The organism is Acinetobacter pragensis (genome assembly GCF_001605895.1).
In the GTDB taxonomy this organism is placed as follows: domain Bacteria; phylum Pseudomonadota; class Gammaproteobacteria; order Pseudomonadales; family Moraxellaceae; genus Acinetobacter; species Acinetobacter pragensis.
Map to the genome: position 1 here is coordinate 1 of NZ_LUAW01000043.1, position 14,339 is coordinate 14,339.

Sequence of the window (14,339 nt, forward strand, 5' to 3'; positions counted from 1 at the left end):
CAATGCACAAGGGCACATTGCCCGAGTGGCTTCACGTTTTGCCGTTGTCGCCGTGGCTGGCGAGCTGGCAACACAAGCCAATATTACAGGCTGGAAAAAAGGCAGGGCTTTAGAGGCTGTAATCAGCGTATTTAAGACATGGTTAAATAGCTTTGAAATGGTCGGGGACTTTGAGGATCGGCAGATACTCCAGCAAGTCAGAGCATTTTTTGAGGCGAACGGAAATAGCCGTTTTGATACCTTAATCGAAGGTAATAAGCGTGCAAGCTATGGCAATTCAGATCATGCCGATGATGCCAATACCGATACCAAGAGTTTTAGAGAAAAAACCATGTATCGAGTGGGCTATAAAGTGGTAAATGCCCAACAGCGTGAAACCTTGCGTTATTTGTTCTTTAAAGAGCAATTTAAACAGGAACTTTGCACGGGTTTTGACCCTAAGAAAGTAGCGAAGGTGCTTAAAAAACATGGCTGGTTAGACTGTGCTAATGGTAAAACAACCAAACAGGAACGTACTCCCGAAAGTAAAAATCCAGTTTGGTTATATGTGTTCAACACTTCAATGTTTAGCTATGACATTGAGAAAGCCACCAATCCATATACGGATGACGTAAACACAGGCACAACCATAGATATTTAACTCAATTACAGGCTGTACGAGTGTTTAACGCCGTGCAGTCTTTTTATTGGTGATCTTAAATAATGAATATTGCACAGTTAATTAGCCAAGTTTTACAGCACTATGGCGCAAGTCTTGAGTTAATCAACAATCAAGTTTTACGCTTACATCATTCTGATGATATACCCCAGCAAAGCACAGACCTTGTACGTAAATACAAACCACAGCTAATACGCCGTTTACGGCTTCAATCATGTTATGAGCTATTAGAGCATATCCAGCAAGAGGGTGCAGAAATAGAGCTAATAGACAGCCAAACTGTGCGTTTACATCATGCAGAGCGCATCACAGATATTGAAATACAGAAAGTAAAGCAGTCTAAAGCAGAAATCATCGAAATACTGAGCAATTCGACTGCATCCAATTCCGAAACATTGGACTTAGATATACAGCAAGAGGTGATACGGATCTATTTTGATCGGCTGGAGCGACACCGTAGCAACTTGCGTAAAATTAATAATCCTGTAGAAAATGCCCTTGTTAAACCTGAGCATGTACGGCAAGACCTAATACAGAAATTTCTAGTGAATCAGGAGCAAGCCCAGCATTTTATTAATGCTCTAATTGAACAGAACATCTTTTATTACGACAGCAATTTTAGATTCTATTTATTCCCTGATTTCACCCATCCAGCAATGACCGCTTTTCAGCATCATAATAGCTTTGCCCAAGCTCATTGAATGGATCAGATTTTGAATTTTCGCCGTAGGGTGGCAAGGGCGAGGATATTCATTCCGAAATTTTGGCACTGTTTTGTAATGTAGGGGGCTTATCCTAGATAAGCCACAAATAAAAACTTATAAAGTTTATTCAAAACAGCCAAAAGATAAATAATCTTGCCCTAGTTGCTCCAATGTTTATTTACTTTTATCGAAATTGGAAATTTTTTTATACGTGAGAAAGGGGGCGGTGTCCGCTTAAGGTGAATTGAGATATTTTTCATGCCCCCCTTACCCTAAATCGTACCCCATGTAACATGATTCAAAGGCTCAAAGTGTTACAGATAAATTTATATAAAACAGCCTTGTAACCTGTGTAACACTTGTAACATCTCAAAAATAATAGATATGTGTAGCAGAGTAGATATAACTATAATTAATTGAATTAAAGTTGAGTAAGATATTGATATATAAATAATTATTAAAATGAAAGTTAGTTTATATATGTGCATATTTATCATTATTTATATGGTTAAATTAAAAAATCTATATAAAACAGTCTTGTAACCTATGTAACACATAGAAAATATACATATTTAATTATTGGCAAAACCTACCATATTCTTAGTGTTTCTCTATTTTTGCACCAATATGAACCGCAAAAATGATACCCCCTCCCTCCGACTTTTGACCAAGAGAAAATTTCATGGGGGGACGGTCTTTATTTAGGTACTTCCTTTTGACTTTTAACCCCATATCCCCTTGATCGGTCAAGCCAATAGGCGTGCTGGGTAATTGCATCACAGTCAAAAATTTTGGAAAGGTATTTCCCCTTGCCAAAGGGAACACCACGGCAAAATACTCAAAGTAATTTATAACTTGATTGATAGAATTAGTGTTAAATGTGAGTTTTCTAAATTTAGTTTAAAAACATGAAAATACTAATTTTTATTTTATTTCTACTTGGTTCGGTATCTACTAAAAGTGCGATTTCTGGTGAACTTCAAGATAAGCCTAGAATAATAGGTAATTATGAAATTTCGGATTGTCGTGATAAAGGGTTCTTTGCTCGTACTATTATTCAGGATATGTTCCATGGAAAGACAAGAGAAATGGCTCTTAAGGCTAATAAATTAAATCCATTGATCAGTGATAAATATTATAAGGCTCAAAATCAAAGAAAAGAAAATGTTATTAACTACTTATATGATCATGACGGTAAATTAAGCTTTGAAAACTCAACTGAATATGAACGATTGGATTACATATCATTATTGAGTGTAGAGGTGATGGCAAACTGTTTGGGCTTCAACGATGGTTTTCAAGATTGATGCTATCATTAGACTATACCCAAAAGATAATTTGATAATTATATTTCTCTATCTATCATTTAACTAGTTTATTTAGTTAAATGATAGTATTATCATAAGTCATATTAAATGATAGCTATATGATAAAGGCTGATGATATGACAATTAGAATATATGTAAGAGCGAGCACCAAAGACCAAGATGCCGAAAGAGCATTAAATGATTTAATCCAATTCAGCCAAAGCTATGGCGACCAATACAGTACATACGTTGAAAACTATTCAGGTACAAAGCTTGAGCGCCCAGCGTTAAACCAATTACTTACAGAGGCGCATAAAGGTGACATCCTTTTAGTCGAAAGCGTGGATAGACTTAGCCGATTGTCACAAGATGACTTTGCAATTCTAAAAGATAAGATCAAGGCTAAAGGATTGCGTTTAATCGTTGCTGATCTACCGACTACACATACAACCAATGATGGGATGACAGGCGAGATATTAAATGTGATTAATGCAATGTTGATTGATCTACTTGCGACCATGGCAAAGTTAGATAACGACAAACGCAAGGAGCGAATCAAACAAGGGCTGGCACGCTCAGGATATGTACCTACTGGTAAGAAAGCAGATATAACTAAGCATGTTAGAATTAAAGATTTGAATACCAAAGGCTTAACTAAAGAAGAAATAGCGAAGGCTGTAGGGTGTGGTGTTGCTACTGTGTATAGAGTTTTGAAAGGATAGTGTATGGATGTTTGTAGTTTGGACTGGGGAGCTATAGCAGGTTTTGCAGGAGCTGTGGCAACAATAGGTACAGGAGCTATAGCCTTATATATTTCAAATCAATGGAGAAAGCAAAAAGGTAGTGAGGTTTTATCTTCTATCTGTAAAGATTCATATATGAATCTGAATTATATATATAAAATGATTAGTGATGATAATTTCGATATCGTCAGTCAACCATATATTTTGTCTGGGGATATGAATGCCTCTGAGGGGAAGGAAGATATAGGGGATTTAATAGAAAGATCATTATTAAAGTTAGAAGACTTGAGGTTGGAGTTAGAATTAATAAATGAATATAAGTACTCGGAAGTATTGAAAAAAGAGATTGATAAAATTCCTTTCTTATCAGATGAGTATAGAGCTTTACCATACGTGCTAAGTGAAAATTCATATAAAAAAATTCATGATCAAGCAGATTTAATGAATAAGGAAACAATGAAATTCCATAAAAATTTTGAATTATTCAGATTAAATGTCAATAAAATCTTAGTTAAATACATATTTCTTAATAAGGATACAATTAAGGATATATTTTAAAAAACCAAAATATAATCATTTTTTATCAGTATGTTACATATGTGATCGAGTCTGACCCTCGGACCAAAATTTAGAATCTTAGGATTCTACGAAAAACCCCAAGCTTGTTAAGACTTGGGGTTTTTTATTGCCTGATGATAATAAATAATTTAATTGTATTTGAATAAAAGATACTTCACATTCTTGAACTCTAGTGATAAATCATAAATTTAGCTTAATTAATTGCTTAGTGAAAATAAATGGAAATAGATTGGAAGCTTGCTGCACCTATCGCTGGCATCATAATAGCGATCATTACTTTATTTTTAAAAAGGCATGAAATAACGAGTCTAAAGCATAAAAAAATTTCAGATAGACTTGCTTCGAGTATCCAATATTTTGAAAAGTATTATGAGCGTGGGCAAACAAATCAGCTTGTTTTGGATAGAGCAGCGCAAGATCTTGCGAAAAGCCCGAATGTAGACCATAACTTGGCCAATAAACTTATAGAGCTTCATCAGAATTATTTAATAAATTTTGATCGAATGATTTTTTTATTTGATGACGGTATCCAGTATATTTCTTATAAAAAAGGACAAGCTTTGAATTTGTCGAAGGATTTATTGATTAAACCTTTTTTATATCTTAGCCCAACTCCTAGACGCTATGTATTTATGGCGGGATATTTTATTTTTGCCTTTTTTGGAGGGATGCTCTTTCTTGTTGTAATTAATTCTACTGGTATTCAAGCTGTCATTAACGTTGCATTTCTTGTTATTTCTTTAGCTTTTATTGCATTAGCGCTCTTATGCTTGGTATTGGAGGATAGGCTGAAAAATGCATCTGATTTTATTAAAGAATTAAAGGAAGCCGATGAGAAATATAAAGCAATGGAAAGGCCTAGAACTATAATTTTGTTGAGCGGGAATAATAAGAAATTCTGAAATTATTAGTTTGCCATAAAAAAACCAGCGCCGAAGCGCTGGTTTTTTTACATCACTAACGTATGTTAGCTAAGCATGAACTTATTGAGCTGCTGCAAGCGTTGCATTAAATGTTGCGCTTGGACGCATCACTGAATTTACTTTTGCAGTATCAACTGCGTAGTAGCCGCCGATATCAACTGATTTGCCTTGAACTGCTGCAAGCTCAGCCACAATCTTGTCTTCATTTTCATCCAATGCTTTTGCAAGTGGAGCAAACTTAGCTTTAAGATCTGCATCTTCGTCTTGCGCTGCCAACGCATCTGCCCAGTATTTCGCTAGGTAGAAGTGGCTGCCGCGGTTGTCCAGCTCGCCTGTGCGGCGTGAAGGAGACTTGTCATTGTCTAGAAGCTTGCCAGTCGCTTGGTCAAGTGTCTTCGCAAGAAGTTTTGCACGCGCATTGTCTTCTTTAATGCCCATTTCTTCCAGCGATACAGCCAATGCCATGAACTCGCCTAAAGAATCCCAACGCAAGTGGTTTTCTTCTACAAGCTGCTGTACGTGTTTAGGCGCAGAACCGCCCGCACCAGTTTCGTACATGCCGCCGCCAGCCATCAATGGAACGATAGAAAGCATTTTCGCAGAAGTACCCAATTCCATAATCGGGAACAAGTCAGTGAGGTAGTCACGTAAGATGTTACCGGTAACTGAAATTGTATCCAGACCGCGGGCAACACGCTCAAGTGTGTAACGCATTGCGCGGACTTGAGACATGATTTGGATGTCTAGGCCAGCAGTGTCGTGATCTTTCAGGTATTTTTCAACTTTCTTGATCAATTCGTTTTCGTGCGGACGGTACGGGTCAAGCCAGAAGATTGCAGGCATGCCTGAGTTGCGCGCGCGGGTTACAGCCAGTTTTACCCAGTCACGAATCGGCGCATCTTTTACCTGGCACATACGCCAGATATCGCCTTCTTCTACGTCTTGAGACATTAACACTTCGCCAGTTTCAAGATCGGTGATGTTGGCAATGCCAGCTTCAGCAATTTCGAAAGTTTTGTCGTGTGAACCGTATTCTTCAGCTTTTTGCGCCATCAAACCAACGTTAGGTACAGTACCCATGGTTTGCGGATCGAAGTTGCCGTTCCATTTGCAGAAATTGATCATTTCTTGGTAAATGCGGGCAAATGTAGATTCCGGCATAACTGCTTTACAGTCGTAAGGCTTGCCGTCAGCACCCCACATTTTACCGCCGCCACGGATCATTGCAGGCATAGAAGCATCTACAATTACGTCATTTGGCGAATGGAAGTTGGTGATGCCTTTTGCTGAATCAACCATTGCAAGCGCAGGGCGGTGCTCTTGGCAAGCATGCAGGTCAGCAATGATTTCTTCGCGAACAGAAGTCGGCAGAGTTTCGATCTTCTCGTAAAGGCCCGCCATACCGTTGTTGACGTTTACACCAAGCTCATCAAACAATTTGCCGTGTTTTTCAAAAGCGTCTTTGTAGTAAATTTTCACACAGTGGCCGAATACAATCGGATGTGAAACTTTCATCATGGTCGCTTTAACGTGTAAAGAGAACAGGATGCCCGCTTCGCGGCAGTCTTCAAGTTCTTTCTCATAGAAATCGCAAAGCGCTTTCTTGCTCATGAACATCGAGTCGATGATTTCGCCGTCTTGAAGCGCAACTTTTGGCTTAAGAACAACAGTTTCACCAGACTTGGTGATCAATTCCATTTTCACATTGCGGGCGCGGTCTAAAGTCATCGACTTTTCACCGTGGTAGAAGTCACCTTCGTCCATGTGTGAAACGTGAGTTTGTGACCACTGCTTCCATTCGCTCATAGAGTGAGGATGCTTTTTCACATAGTTTTTAACGGCAGCAGGCGCGCGGCGGTCTGAGTTGCCTTCACGCAATACTGGGTTAACAGCAGAACCTAGGCATTTGCTGTAACGGGCCTTGATGGCTTTTTCTTCGTCAGTTGTCGGATTTTCAGGATAGTCAGGAAGCGCATAGCCTTTTGACTGAAGCTCCTTAATGCACGCTGTCAATTGACCAACAGATGCGCTGATATTCGGGAGTTTGATAATATTCGTGTCTGGATCTTGTGTGAGACGACCTAGCTCTGCAAGCGTGTCGGGCACCTTTTGTTCATCACTTAGGCAGTCTGCAAATTCTGCAAGCACACGTACAGCTACTGAGATGTCGCTTTTAACGATCTCAACGCCAGCAGGCTTAGTAAAGGTCTCAATGATCGGCAGCAGAGAATAGGTCGCTAACAGTGGCGCCTCATCGGTCAAAGTGTAAATGATTGTTGACTTTCCACCAGCCATATATAGCCCCTTGCTTTGATTGATTTTGTCTGGACCGAGCTTTTGGCTTAGTCCTGAGAACCGGTTTGCTTAAATAAAACATTAAAAGGTATCGGTGCTTTTTGCACCTCAGCCAAATAGCAATATCATTGCATATTGGTCTTTGGCTGAAAAATGTATCCATCGATGCTGTTCACCAATGGCAATATTCTACGTGAAATTCAGACGCTTTTCGACTTTGCCAAGACGGCAGGCGCTTTGAACGCGGAAATTAGACTGAAATGCGCTTTAACGCAGTTTTAGCTGTTTTTTAGAGTTTAAGTGTTATTTTTCAATGTGTTGATCGCATTTTTGGTGTCTGGTTAAAGAAAAAACAAACCTGCAATTTCTGTAAATAGGCAAACTAATTACTTGCAACATGTTGGGTATCATGGAAATAAATTATTGTACAGAGAATTTAGCGCTTTTTTCTGGCCCGATCAGTCATAGCAGCTGCGCGTATTGATTGCTGATTTTCTATATAAGAGACCGGCAGGCATGAGTGCTTTGAACGGCGCCAAAATGGGGACGGGTAACGATGAGTAAAAGCGGAAATTTTACTTTTTTAAATGCCAATTTGATCTGCCCATACTGTGCGTTAAATCGCTAAAATCTCGAATACAGTCATCCAGTCAATCGATGTATAAAACAGGCGAAAGCAATGCCTGCTCTGCAGCAATCAGTAAATTTTTGTCATGCGCTTCGCAATGTATGCAGGATTTTTTAAAAATGTGAACAGAATCATTTTATTACCTTCCGCTTATCTGAATGAAATGTCAGAGCTGTAAGCGTGTGGTTTAATTAAAATATATTAAAATTCAACTGGATATATTATTTTGATGAGCAATGCTTTGCGTTGTTTTAGCGACCAATTCAGAATTATGTCAGTTATTGTTATTGTGAGGTTTGTTTAATTTTGTTAATTAAAATAAGATGGATAGATGAAGGCTAAGTGTGAAAGTTGGTTTTTCCTTTTAATAAATACAGGTGAAGCACGATGGCGATTAAATTGCTGGAAATAGGCGCACAGACAGAACAGCTTGCCGCTTGCAGATTGGCTTTGCTGATGGGTGTATTTACAGAGGATAACCGTGTCGCCGAATTCTTAAAATTTTCAAGAAGCCTGCTGCAGACAGACAATGCCATTTTGGTATTTCAAGACGAGCCTTATATTTGGTTTTCCAATGCAGATGGATGCAAGCCTTTTTTAGCCAATGATGATGCCGGCTTAGCCGCTTATTTTGATGATGCCTGCTGTATTGATGCATCACATGCCAATTATTCCGATTTTTCGCAGCATATTAAAAACTTGGGGGCAGATCATGCCCGTTTGCTGGCATTCAACCTGAAAGATGACGATGTGCAGATCGGTCAGGTTTTATTGTTTGATGAGCAACCCGATCTATTTAACGCCAAACAAAAAGAAGTGGTGCAGGAGTTTGTATTCAGCCTGATCAGCATTGTTAAGCTTCGGGTAGAAAATACAGAACTGAAAGAGCTTTATGAGCAGCAGTCCGCCTTGAACTTCAGTAAAACTAAATTTTTTCAAATTATTGCGCATGATTTACGTGCGCCATTTCATGGCCTGCTGGGGTTTTCAGAAGTGTTGGCGCAGGAGCGCGACACGCTGGATGAGTCCAGCATTCAAAATATTTCAGACTATTTATTTGATACGGCTCAATCAACGTATAATCTGCTGGAAAGCTTGCTGAATTGGGCCATGGCTGAGGGCGGCCGCTTTGTTTATCACCCTATTAATTTTGAATTGAATCAATCCATTAAAATTGTTTGCAATGTTCTGAACAGCTTGGCGGTCAAGAAAAATATTCAGCTGCGAAGTGACGTGCCTGCGGGTTTAAAGGTGTATGCCGACATTAATATGGTGACATCCGTGATTCAGAATTTAGTGTCCAATGCCTTGAAATTCACCAATACTGATGGTTCGGGCAAGGTCACGCTGCATGCCTGCGTTGCGTCTAATGGTGTGCGGCTGTCAATTCGGGATACCGGTTTAGGCATGACCCGCCAGCAGATGGATCAGCTGTTTGACCCTAAAATCACCGTCAGTGTCAAAGGCACTTCAGGCGAAAAGGGCACCGGGCTTGGCTTGATTCTGTGCAAGCGTTTTGTCGAACTGAATCATGGTGAAATCAGTGTGGAATCTAAGGAAGGTGCGGGCACCGTCTTTACAGTGGTTTTTCCTGCAGCGCTGAGCAATCATCAGGCTCTAGAAGTGAGCAGCAGCCAGCATGGCGATAAGCCTTCAGAAACCGTTTAATTGCATCATAAAAATATTAAATTCTTTTCCACTATCTGTTTTCAGCTGATATAACTAGAAAAAAACTGGGTTATGGGTTTGAAGATGAATGTGGAACAATTGCAGAAAACATTGCGCGCCAGTCAATATGCGGAACAAGTGCTGGGAATACACCGCAGTTTAATAGAACAAGATTATGCAGTTGACCAATTTTTAACGCCCTTAAGCACCGAAAATATCCAAGATTTTGTCCGCGGCGCTTTAGACAGTATTGCCGATGAGAACGCGTGGATGCGCGCAATGCGTATTTTGCGCGCGCGGCTGATGTTCCGCTGGATTTGGCAAGATGCCAATCAGCTCACCGATGTGGTGACACTGACACGGGAGCTTTCTGATTTTGCTGATGCCTCTATTTGCGAAGCCAAAGCCTTTGCTTATCAGCCTTTGGCAGCAAAACACGGTGAACCCATTGGCTATAACGGCAAGGTGCAGGATCTGATTGTGATTGCTATGGGCAAGCTGGGCGCGCAGGAGCTGAATTTATCCAGCGATATCGATTTGATTTTTGCGTTTGATGAACAGGGTGAAACCAACGGCCGAAAATGCATAGATGTGCAGCAGTTCTGTATTTTATGGGGGCAAAAGCTGATTTACCTGCTGGATCATATTACCGCGGATGGCTTTGTCTTCCGTGTGGATATGCGGCTGCGTCCTTGGGGCGATGGCTCTGCACTGGCCATCAGCCATGCCGCGCTGGAAAAATATTTAAGCCAGCATGGCCGTGAATGGGAGCGGTACGCTTGGATTAAAGCGCGCATTGTGACCGGCGGCAAGGAAGGCGGTGAGCTGCTGGGGATGACGCGTCCTTTTGTCTTCCGGAAATATGTTGACTACACCGCATTTGAAGCCATGCGCGAAATGAAGGCGATGATTGAGCGTGAAGTGCAGCGGCGCAATATTGAAGACGATATCAAGCTTGGGGCAGGCGGAATCCGTGAAGTGGAGTTTATTGTTCAGGTCTTCCAGCTGATTTATGGCGGTTCCAAACTTGAGCTGCAGGATCGTCAATGCTTAGTCAGCTTGCATCATTTAGGGGAAGTCGGCCTGCTGGATCAACAGGCTGTTTCTGAACTGGAGGATGCCTATTTATTCCTGCGCCGTATTGAACATGCGATTCAGGCGCTGAATGACCAGCAGACACAGTCGCTGCCGAATGAAGCAGAGCCGCGCCAGCGTATGCTGGATACCTTGGGTTTTGCCTCATGGGATGATTTCCTGCAGGTATTAAATGAAAAGCGCGCCAAAGTGATTTATCAATTTGAGCATCTGATTAAAGAAAAAGAGCCTGACCCTTTGGTCGAAAGCTTCAGTCAGCTGGAAAAACAGCTGAATGATGTATTGGATGATAATGCTAAAAATCTGGTGCATGAATTTTGGTATGGCCATGCATTGAAGAAGCTGCCGGCAAAAGCGGTGCAGCGCCTGAAAACTTTTTGGCCGCATCTGGTCGAAGCGGTGATTCAGTCGGACAGTCCGCAAGTCGCTTTGCTGCGCTTGATGCCGCTGGTTGAGTCAGTGATGCGCCGTACCGTTTATTTGGTCATGCTGATTGAAAGCAAAGGCGCGCTGCAGCGTTTGGTGAAAATGGCGACTGTCAGTCCGTGGATTTGTGAGGAATTAACACATTATCCCGTCTTGCTGGATGAATTCCTGTCGATGGATTTTGAACTGCCTAAACGTAAAGATTTGGAAGACTCACTGCGCCAGCAATTGCTGCGGATTGAATTGGATGATGTGGAAGACCTGATGCGGGCGCTGCGCTTATTTAAAAAATCCAATGTGCTGACCGTGGCGGCCAGTGATGTGCTGGCGGAAAGCCCGCTGATGAAAGTGTCTGATGCGCTGACTGACATTGCAGAAGTATCTGTCGGCGCAACGCTGAATTTGGCTTATCAGATGACGGCAAAAAAACATGGCTATCCGCTTGATGCGGAAGGACAGCGCTGTTCACTGGACCATATTGCTTTTGCTGTTGCAGGTTACGGGAAACTCGGCGGTATTGAGTTGGGCTACGGTTCAGATTTGGATTTAGTGTTTATTCATTATATGGATGAGCAGGGCGATACAGATGGCTTGAAACCGATCAGCGGCTTTGAATTCGCCATGCGTGTGGCGCAAAAATTCATGTCATTGATGACTACGCAAACACTGGATGGCCGGGTTTATGAAATTGATACCCGCCTGCGCCCATCGGGGGAGGCCGGCCTTCTTGTGACCAGCCTGAAAGCCTTTGAGCAGTATCAGTTTAAGAACGCATGGGTTTGGGAACATCAGGCGCTGGTGCGTGCACGCTCCATCGCAGGAGAGGAGTCGCTGCGCGTAAAATTTGAACATTTGCGCTGCCGGATTCTGACGCAGCCGAGAAATGAAGACAACGTCCGCGCAGAAGTTTTGAAAATGCGTCAAAAAATGAAAGATCACTTGGGTTCTTCTAAAGAACAGCAAAAAGACGGGATTTTTCATTTAAAACAGGATGCAGGTGGTATCGTTGATATTGAATTTATGGCACAGTATGCGGTATTAGCATGGAGTGGGGCGAATCCAGATCTCGCTCATTACTCCGACAACGTACGAATCCTTGAAGACGCCGCAAAAGCAAGTTGCTTATCCAGTGACGACGCGACAGCATTGATTCAAGCTTATCTTCGTGAACGAGCCGAGAGCCACCGTTTAGCCCTTGCAAATCAATCAATGCAAGTGAATGCAGCGGATTGGCGCGATACCCGAGAGGTCGTTTGCAAGCTATGGCAAAGATTAATTGATCCAAGTGCAGCAGTTGCCTTGGATAAAAATGACTGTGTATAAAAATTTGGAGTGTGTGCCATGAACTTGGCTGATCGTGATGGTTTTATTTGGCAAGATGGACAATTGGTTGACTGGCGTGAAGCGAAAACTCACGTATTAACACATACATTGCATTACAGCATGGGTGTGTTTGAAGGTGTCCGTGCCTATGAAACTCCGAATGGAACGGCTATTTTCCGTTTAAAAGAACACACGAAGCGTTTGCTCAATTCTGCAAAAATTTATCAAATGAAAGTCCCATTTGACCATGCAGCTTTAGAACAAGCTCAAATTGATGTGGTTCGTGAAAATAAATTAGCGTCTTGCTATTTGCGTCCAATTATTTTCATTGGTTCTGAAAAATTAGGTATCGCAGCGACAGACAATACCATTCATGCCGTGGTTGCTGCATGGAGCTGGGGCGCTTACTTGGGTGAAGAAGCGATGGCGAAGGGTATTCGCGTTAAAACGTCTTCATTTACGCACCATCATCCAAACGTGACCATGTGTAAAGCAAAAGCATCAGGCAACTACACGCTGTCTATTCTTGCCCATCAAGAAGTGGCGCATTCTGGTTATGATGAAGCAATGCTTTTAGATCCACAAGGTTATGTATGCCAAGGTTCAGGTGAGAACGTATTCTTGGTACGTGACGGTGTGATTCATACCCCTGATATTGCTGGTGGCGCGCTTGACGGTATTACGCGTCAAACAATTATCACTATTGCGAAAGACTTGGGCTATGAAGTGGTTGAACGCCGTATTACCCGTGATGAATTCTACATTGCAGATGAAGCATTCTTTACAGGTACAGCGGCTGAAGTAACGCCAATCCGTGAATATGATGACCGTCAAATTGGCGAAGGCTGCCGCGGTCCAATCACAACGCAAATTCAAAAAGCCTACTTTGATGCTGTTCAGGGTAAAGACCCTAAATATGCTCACTGGTTAACTTACGTAAAATAAGCTGATCGGTTAAGATGAAAGGCGGAACAGAAGTTCCGCCTTTTTTATTGGATAAAATGCGGGAAATTTTTTATGCATATTGTGTATGTCAGTGATGGTAAAGCCGGGCATCGCTCACAGGCAGTGGGCTTGTTTAAGGCCATGCAAAGACAGTCTGCAGAACATGTGACTTTTCAGGAAATATCGATTGATGATCTGCCGGTTTTTTCTTTAATCAAAGCGCTATTTCAGTCCCAAAGATCTTTATTCGCTCAAGCGCCCGATTATATTATCGGTGTGGGCAGTCATACCCAGTCTCGTGTTTTACTGTTAGGCAAAGTGTATCCTGCAGCCCAAACAGTCATTTTGATGAAGCCGAATTTTCCATTTGGCTGGTTTGATCATGTGATCATTCCTGAGCATGATGGCATTGCTGAGCAGGGCAATGTGATTTTGACCCAAGGCGCGCTGAACCCGATTGTGAATGAACAGCGCCATCAGCAAAACCGAGTGTTAATTGCTTTGGGCGGCTCGTCTAAACGCCATCAGTGGAATGATGCTAAAGTGTTGGATTCGGTTCAGCAGATCGCAGAGCAGAATGAAGGGGCAACTATTATTCTGACTACCTCACGCCGCACGCCTAAGGATTTTCTCAATCTTTTAAGTCAGCAGTCATTTGCAAGTCAGCTGCAGATTTTTCCTGCAGAGCAGACGCCTCAGGGCTGGATCTTTGAACAAATGCAGCAAGCGGAAGCTGTTTGGGTGACGGAAGACAGTGTTTCGATGATTTATGAGGCCTTGACCGCTGGCTGTAAGGTTGGGGTTATTGAAATAGAATGTTTGAAATCTGATAGAATTACGCAGCTGTTAGATCGGCTTTTAACCCATGTCTTATTGGGTGAAAATAAAGTTAAATTGTTAAATCTACAATTGGATGAAGCGGCTCGAGTCGCTCATATTTTATTAAGTACATAGAGTTGTTTATATGAAAATTTTACATATCTCTAATTTTGCATTTAACAAACATGGGCAGCGTTATTACTCAATTGATCGTAAAGTATCTGCT

At 41.7% G+C, this 14,339-nt stretch carries 10 protein-coding genes and 1 pseudogene; 10 read left to right on the forward strand and 1 reads right to left on the reverse strand.

From position 1 onward, the window contains the following. The 6 genes and pseudogenes from AZH43_RS15280 to AZH43_RS15305 form a co-directional block, all read left to right on the forward strand. Positions 1–640, forward strand: a pseudogene (locus tag AZH43_RS15280) (DUF927 domain-containing protein); the annotation flags it as partial. 62 nt (positions 641–702) lie between these two features. Continuing rightward, positions 703–1,359, forward strand: coding sequence for a hypothetical protein (locus AZH43_RS15285; protein ID WP_067671394.1), 657 nt, complete (start codon positions 703–705; stop codon positions 1,357–1,359). Between the two features lie 911 nt (positions 1,360–2,270). Further along, positions 2,271–2,669, forward strand: a complete 399-nt coding sequence (locus AZH43_RS15290; RefSeq protein WP_067671396.1) for a hypothetical protein — start codon at positions 2,271–2,273, stop codon at positions 2,667–2,669. A 137-nt stretch (positions 2,670–2,806) separates the two neighbouring features. Next, positions 2,807–3,391 (forward strand): recombinase family protein, encoded by a 585-nt coding sequence (locus AZH43_RS15295; protein WP_067671423.1) that lies wholly within the window; start codon positions 2,807–2,809, stop codon positions 3,389–3,391. A gap of 3 nt (positions 3,392–3,394) precedes the next feature. Next, positions 3,395–3,970 (forward strand): hypothetical protein, encoded by a 576-nt coding sequence (locus AZH43_RS15300; RefSeq protein WP_067671400.1) that lies wholly within the window; start codon positions 3,395–3,397, stop codon positions 3,968–3,970. A 239-nt stretch (positions 3,971–4,209) separates the two neighbouring features. Next, on the forward strand, positions 4,210–4,893 hold the full coding sequence (locus AZH43_RS15305; protein ID WP_067671403.1) for a hypothetical protein: 684 nt from the start codon (positions 4,210–4,212) through the stop codon (positions 4,891–4,893). An 81-nt stretch (positions 4,894–4,974) separates the two neighbouring features. On the opposite strand, the gene AZH43_RS15310 is transcribed toward AZH43_RS15305, so the two are convergent. After that, positions 4,975–7,209, reverse strand: a complete 2,235-nt coding sequence (locus AZH43_RS15310; RefSeq protein ID WP_067671407.1) for an NADP-dependent isocitrate dehydrogenase — start codon at positions 7,207–7,209, stop codon at positions 4,975–4,977. Positions 7,210–8,224: 1,015 nt separating this feature from the next. Here AZH43_RS15310 and AZH43_RS15315 point away from each other — a divergent pair. The 4 genes from AZH43_RS15315 (at position 8,225) to AZH43_RS15330 (ending at position 14,248) form a co-directional block, all read left to right on the forward strand. After that, positions 8,225–9,505 carry a sensor histidine kinase gene (locus AZH43_RS15315; RefSeq protein WP_067671410.1) on the forward strand — a complete coding sequence of 427 codons (1,281 nt, stop codon included), beginning with the start codon at positions 8,225–8,227 and terminating at the stop codon, positions 9,503–9,505. A gap of 84 nt (positions 9,506–9,589) precedes the next feature. After that, a complete protein-coding gene (gene glnE, locus AZH43_RS15320; RefSeq protein ID WP_067671413.1) occupies positions 9,590–12,349 on the forward strand; it encodes a bifunctional [glutamate--ammonia ligase]-adenylyl-L-tyrosine phosphorylase/[glutamate--ammonia-ligase] adenylyltransferase in 2,760 nt (919 codons plus the stop codon). Positions 12,350–12,367: 18 nt separating this feature from the next. Next, on the forward strand, positions 12,368–13,294 hold the full coding sequence (locus tag AZH43_RS15325) for a branched-chain amino acid transaminase (protein ID WP_067671416.1): 927 nt from the start codon (positions 12,368–12,370) through the stop codon (positions 13,292–13,294). 72 nt (positions 13,295–13,366) lie between these two features. Beyond that, positions 13,367–14,248, forward strand: a complete 882-nt coding sequence (locus tag AZH43_RS15330; protein WP_067671419.1) for a mitochondrial fission ELM1 family protein — start codon at positions 13,367–13,369, stop codon at positions 14,246–14,248. Positions 14,249–14,339 lie beyond the last annotated feature (91 nt).

Coding starts and splice junctions, on each gene's coding strand:
- AZH43_RS15325 (WP_067671416.1), top strand. CDS start 12,368: ATGAACTTGGCTGATCGTGATGGTTTTATTTGGCAAGATGGACAATTG.
- AZH43_RS15315 (WP_067671410.1), top strand. CDS start 8,225: ATGGCGATTAAATTGCTGGAAATAGGCGCACAGACAGAACAGCTTGCC.
- AZH43_RS15330 (WP_067671419.1), top strand. CDS start 13,367: ATGCATATTGTGTATGTCAGTGATGGTAAAGCCGGGCATCGCTCACAG.
- glnE (WP_067671413.1), top strand. CDS start 9,590: ATGAATGTGGAACAATTGCAGAAAACATTGCGCGCCAGTCAATATGCG.
- AZH43_RS15295 (WP_067671423.1), top strand. CDS start 2,807: ATGACAATTAGAATATATGTAAGAGCGAGCACCAAAGACCAAGATGCC.
- AZH43_RS15310 (WP_067671407.1), bottom strand. CDS start 7,209: ATGGCTGGTGGAAAGTCAACAATCATTTACACTTTGACCGATGAGGCG.
- AZH43_RS15305 (WP_067671403.1), top strand. CDS start 4,210: ATGGAAATAGATTGGAAGCTTGCTGCACCTATCGCTGGCATCATAATA.
- AZH43_RS15290 (WP_067671396.1), top strand. CDS start 2,271: ATGAAAATACTAATTTTTATTTTATTTCTACTTGGTTCGGTATCTACT.
- AZH43_RS15300 (WP_067671400.1), top strand. CDS start 3,395: ATGGATGTTTGTAGTTTGGACTGGGGAGCTATAGCAGGTTTTGCAGGA.
- AZH43_RS15285 (WP_067671394.1), top strand. CDS start 703: ATGAATATTGCACAGTTAATTAGCCAAGTTTTACAGCACTATGGCGCA.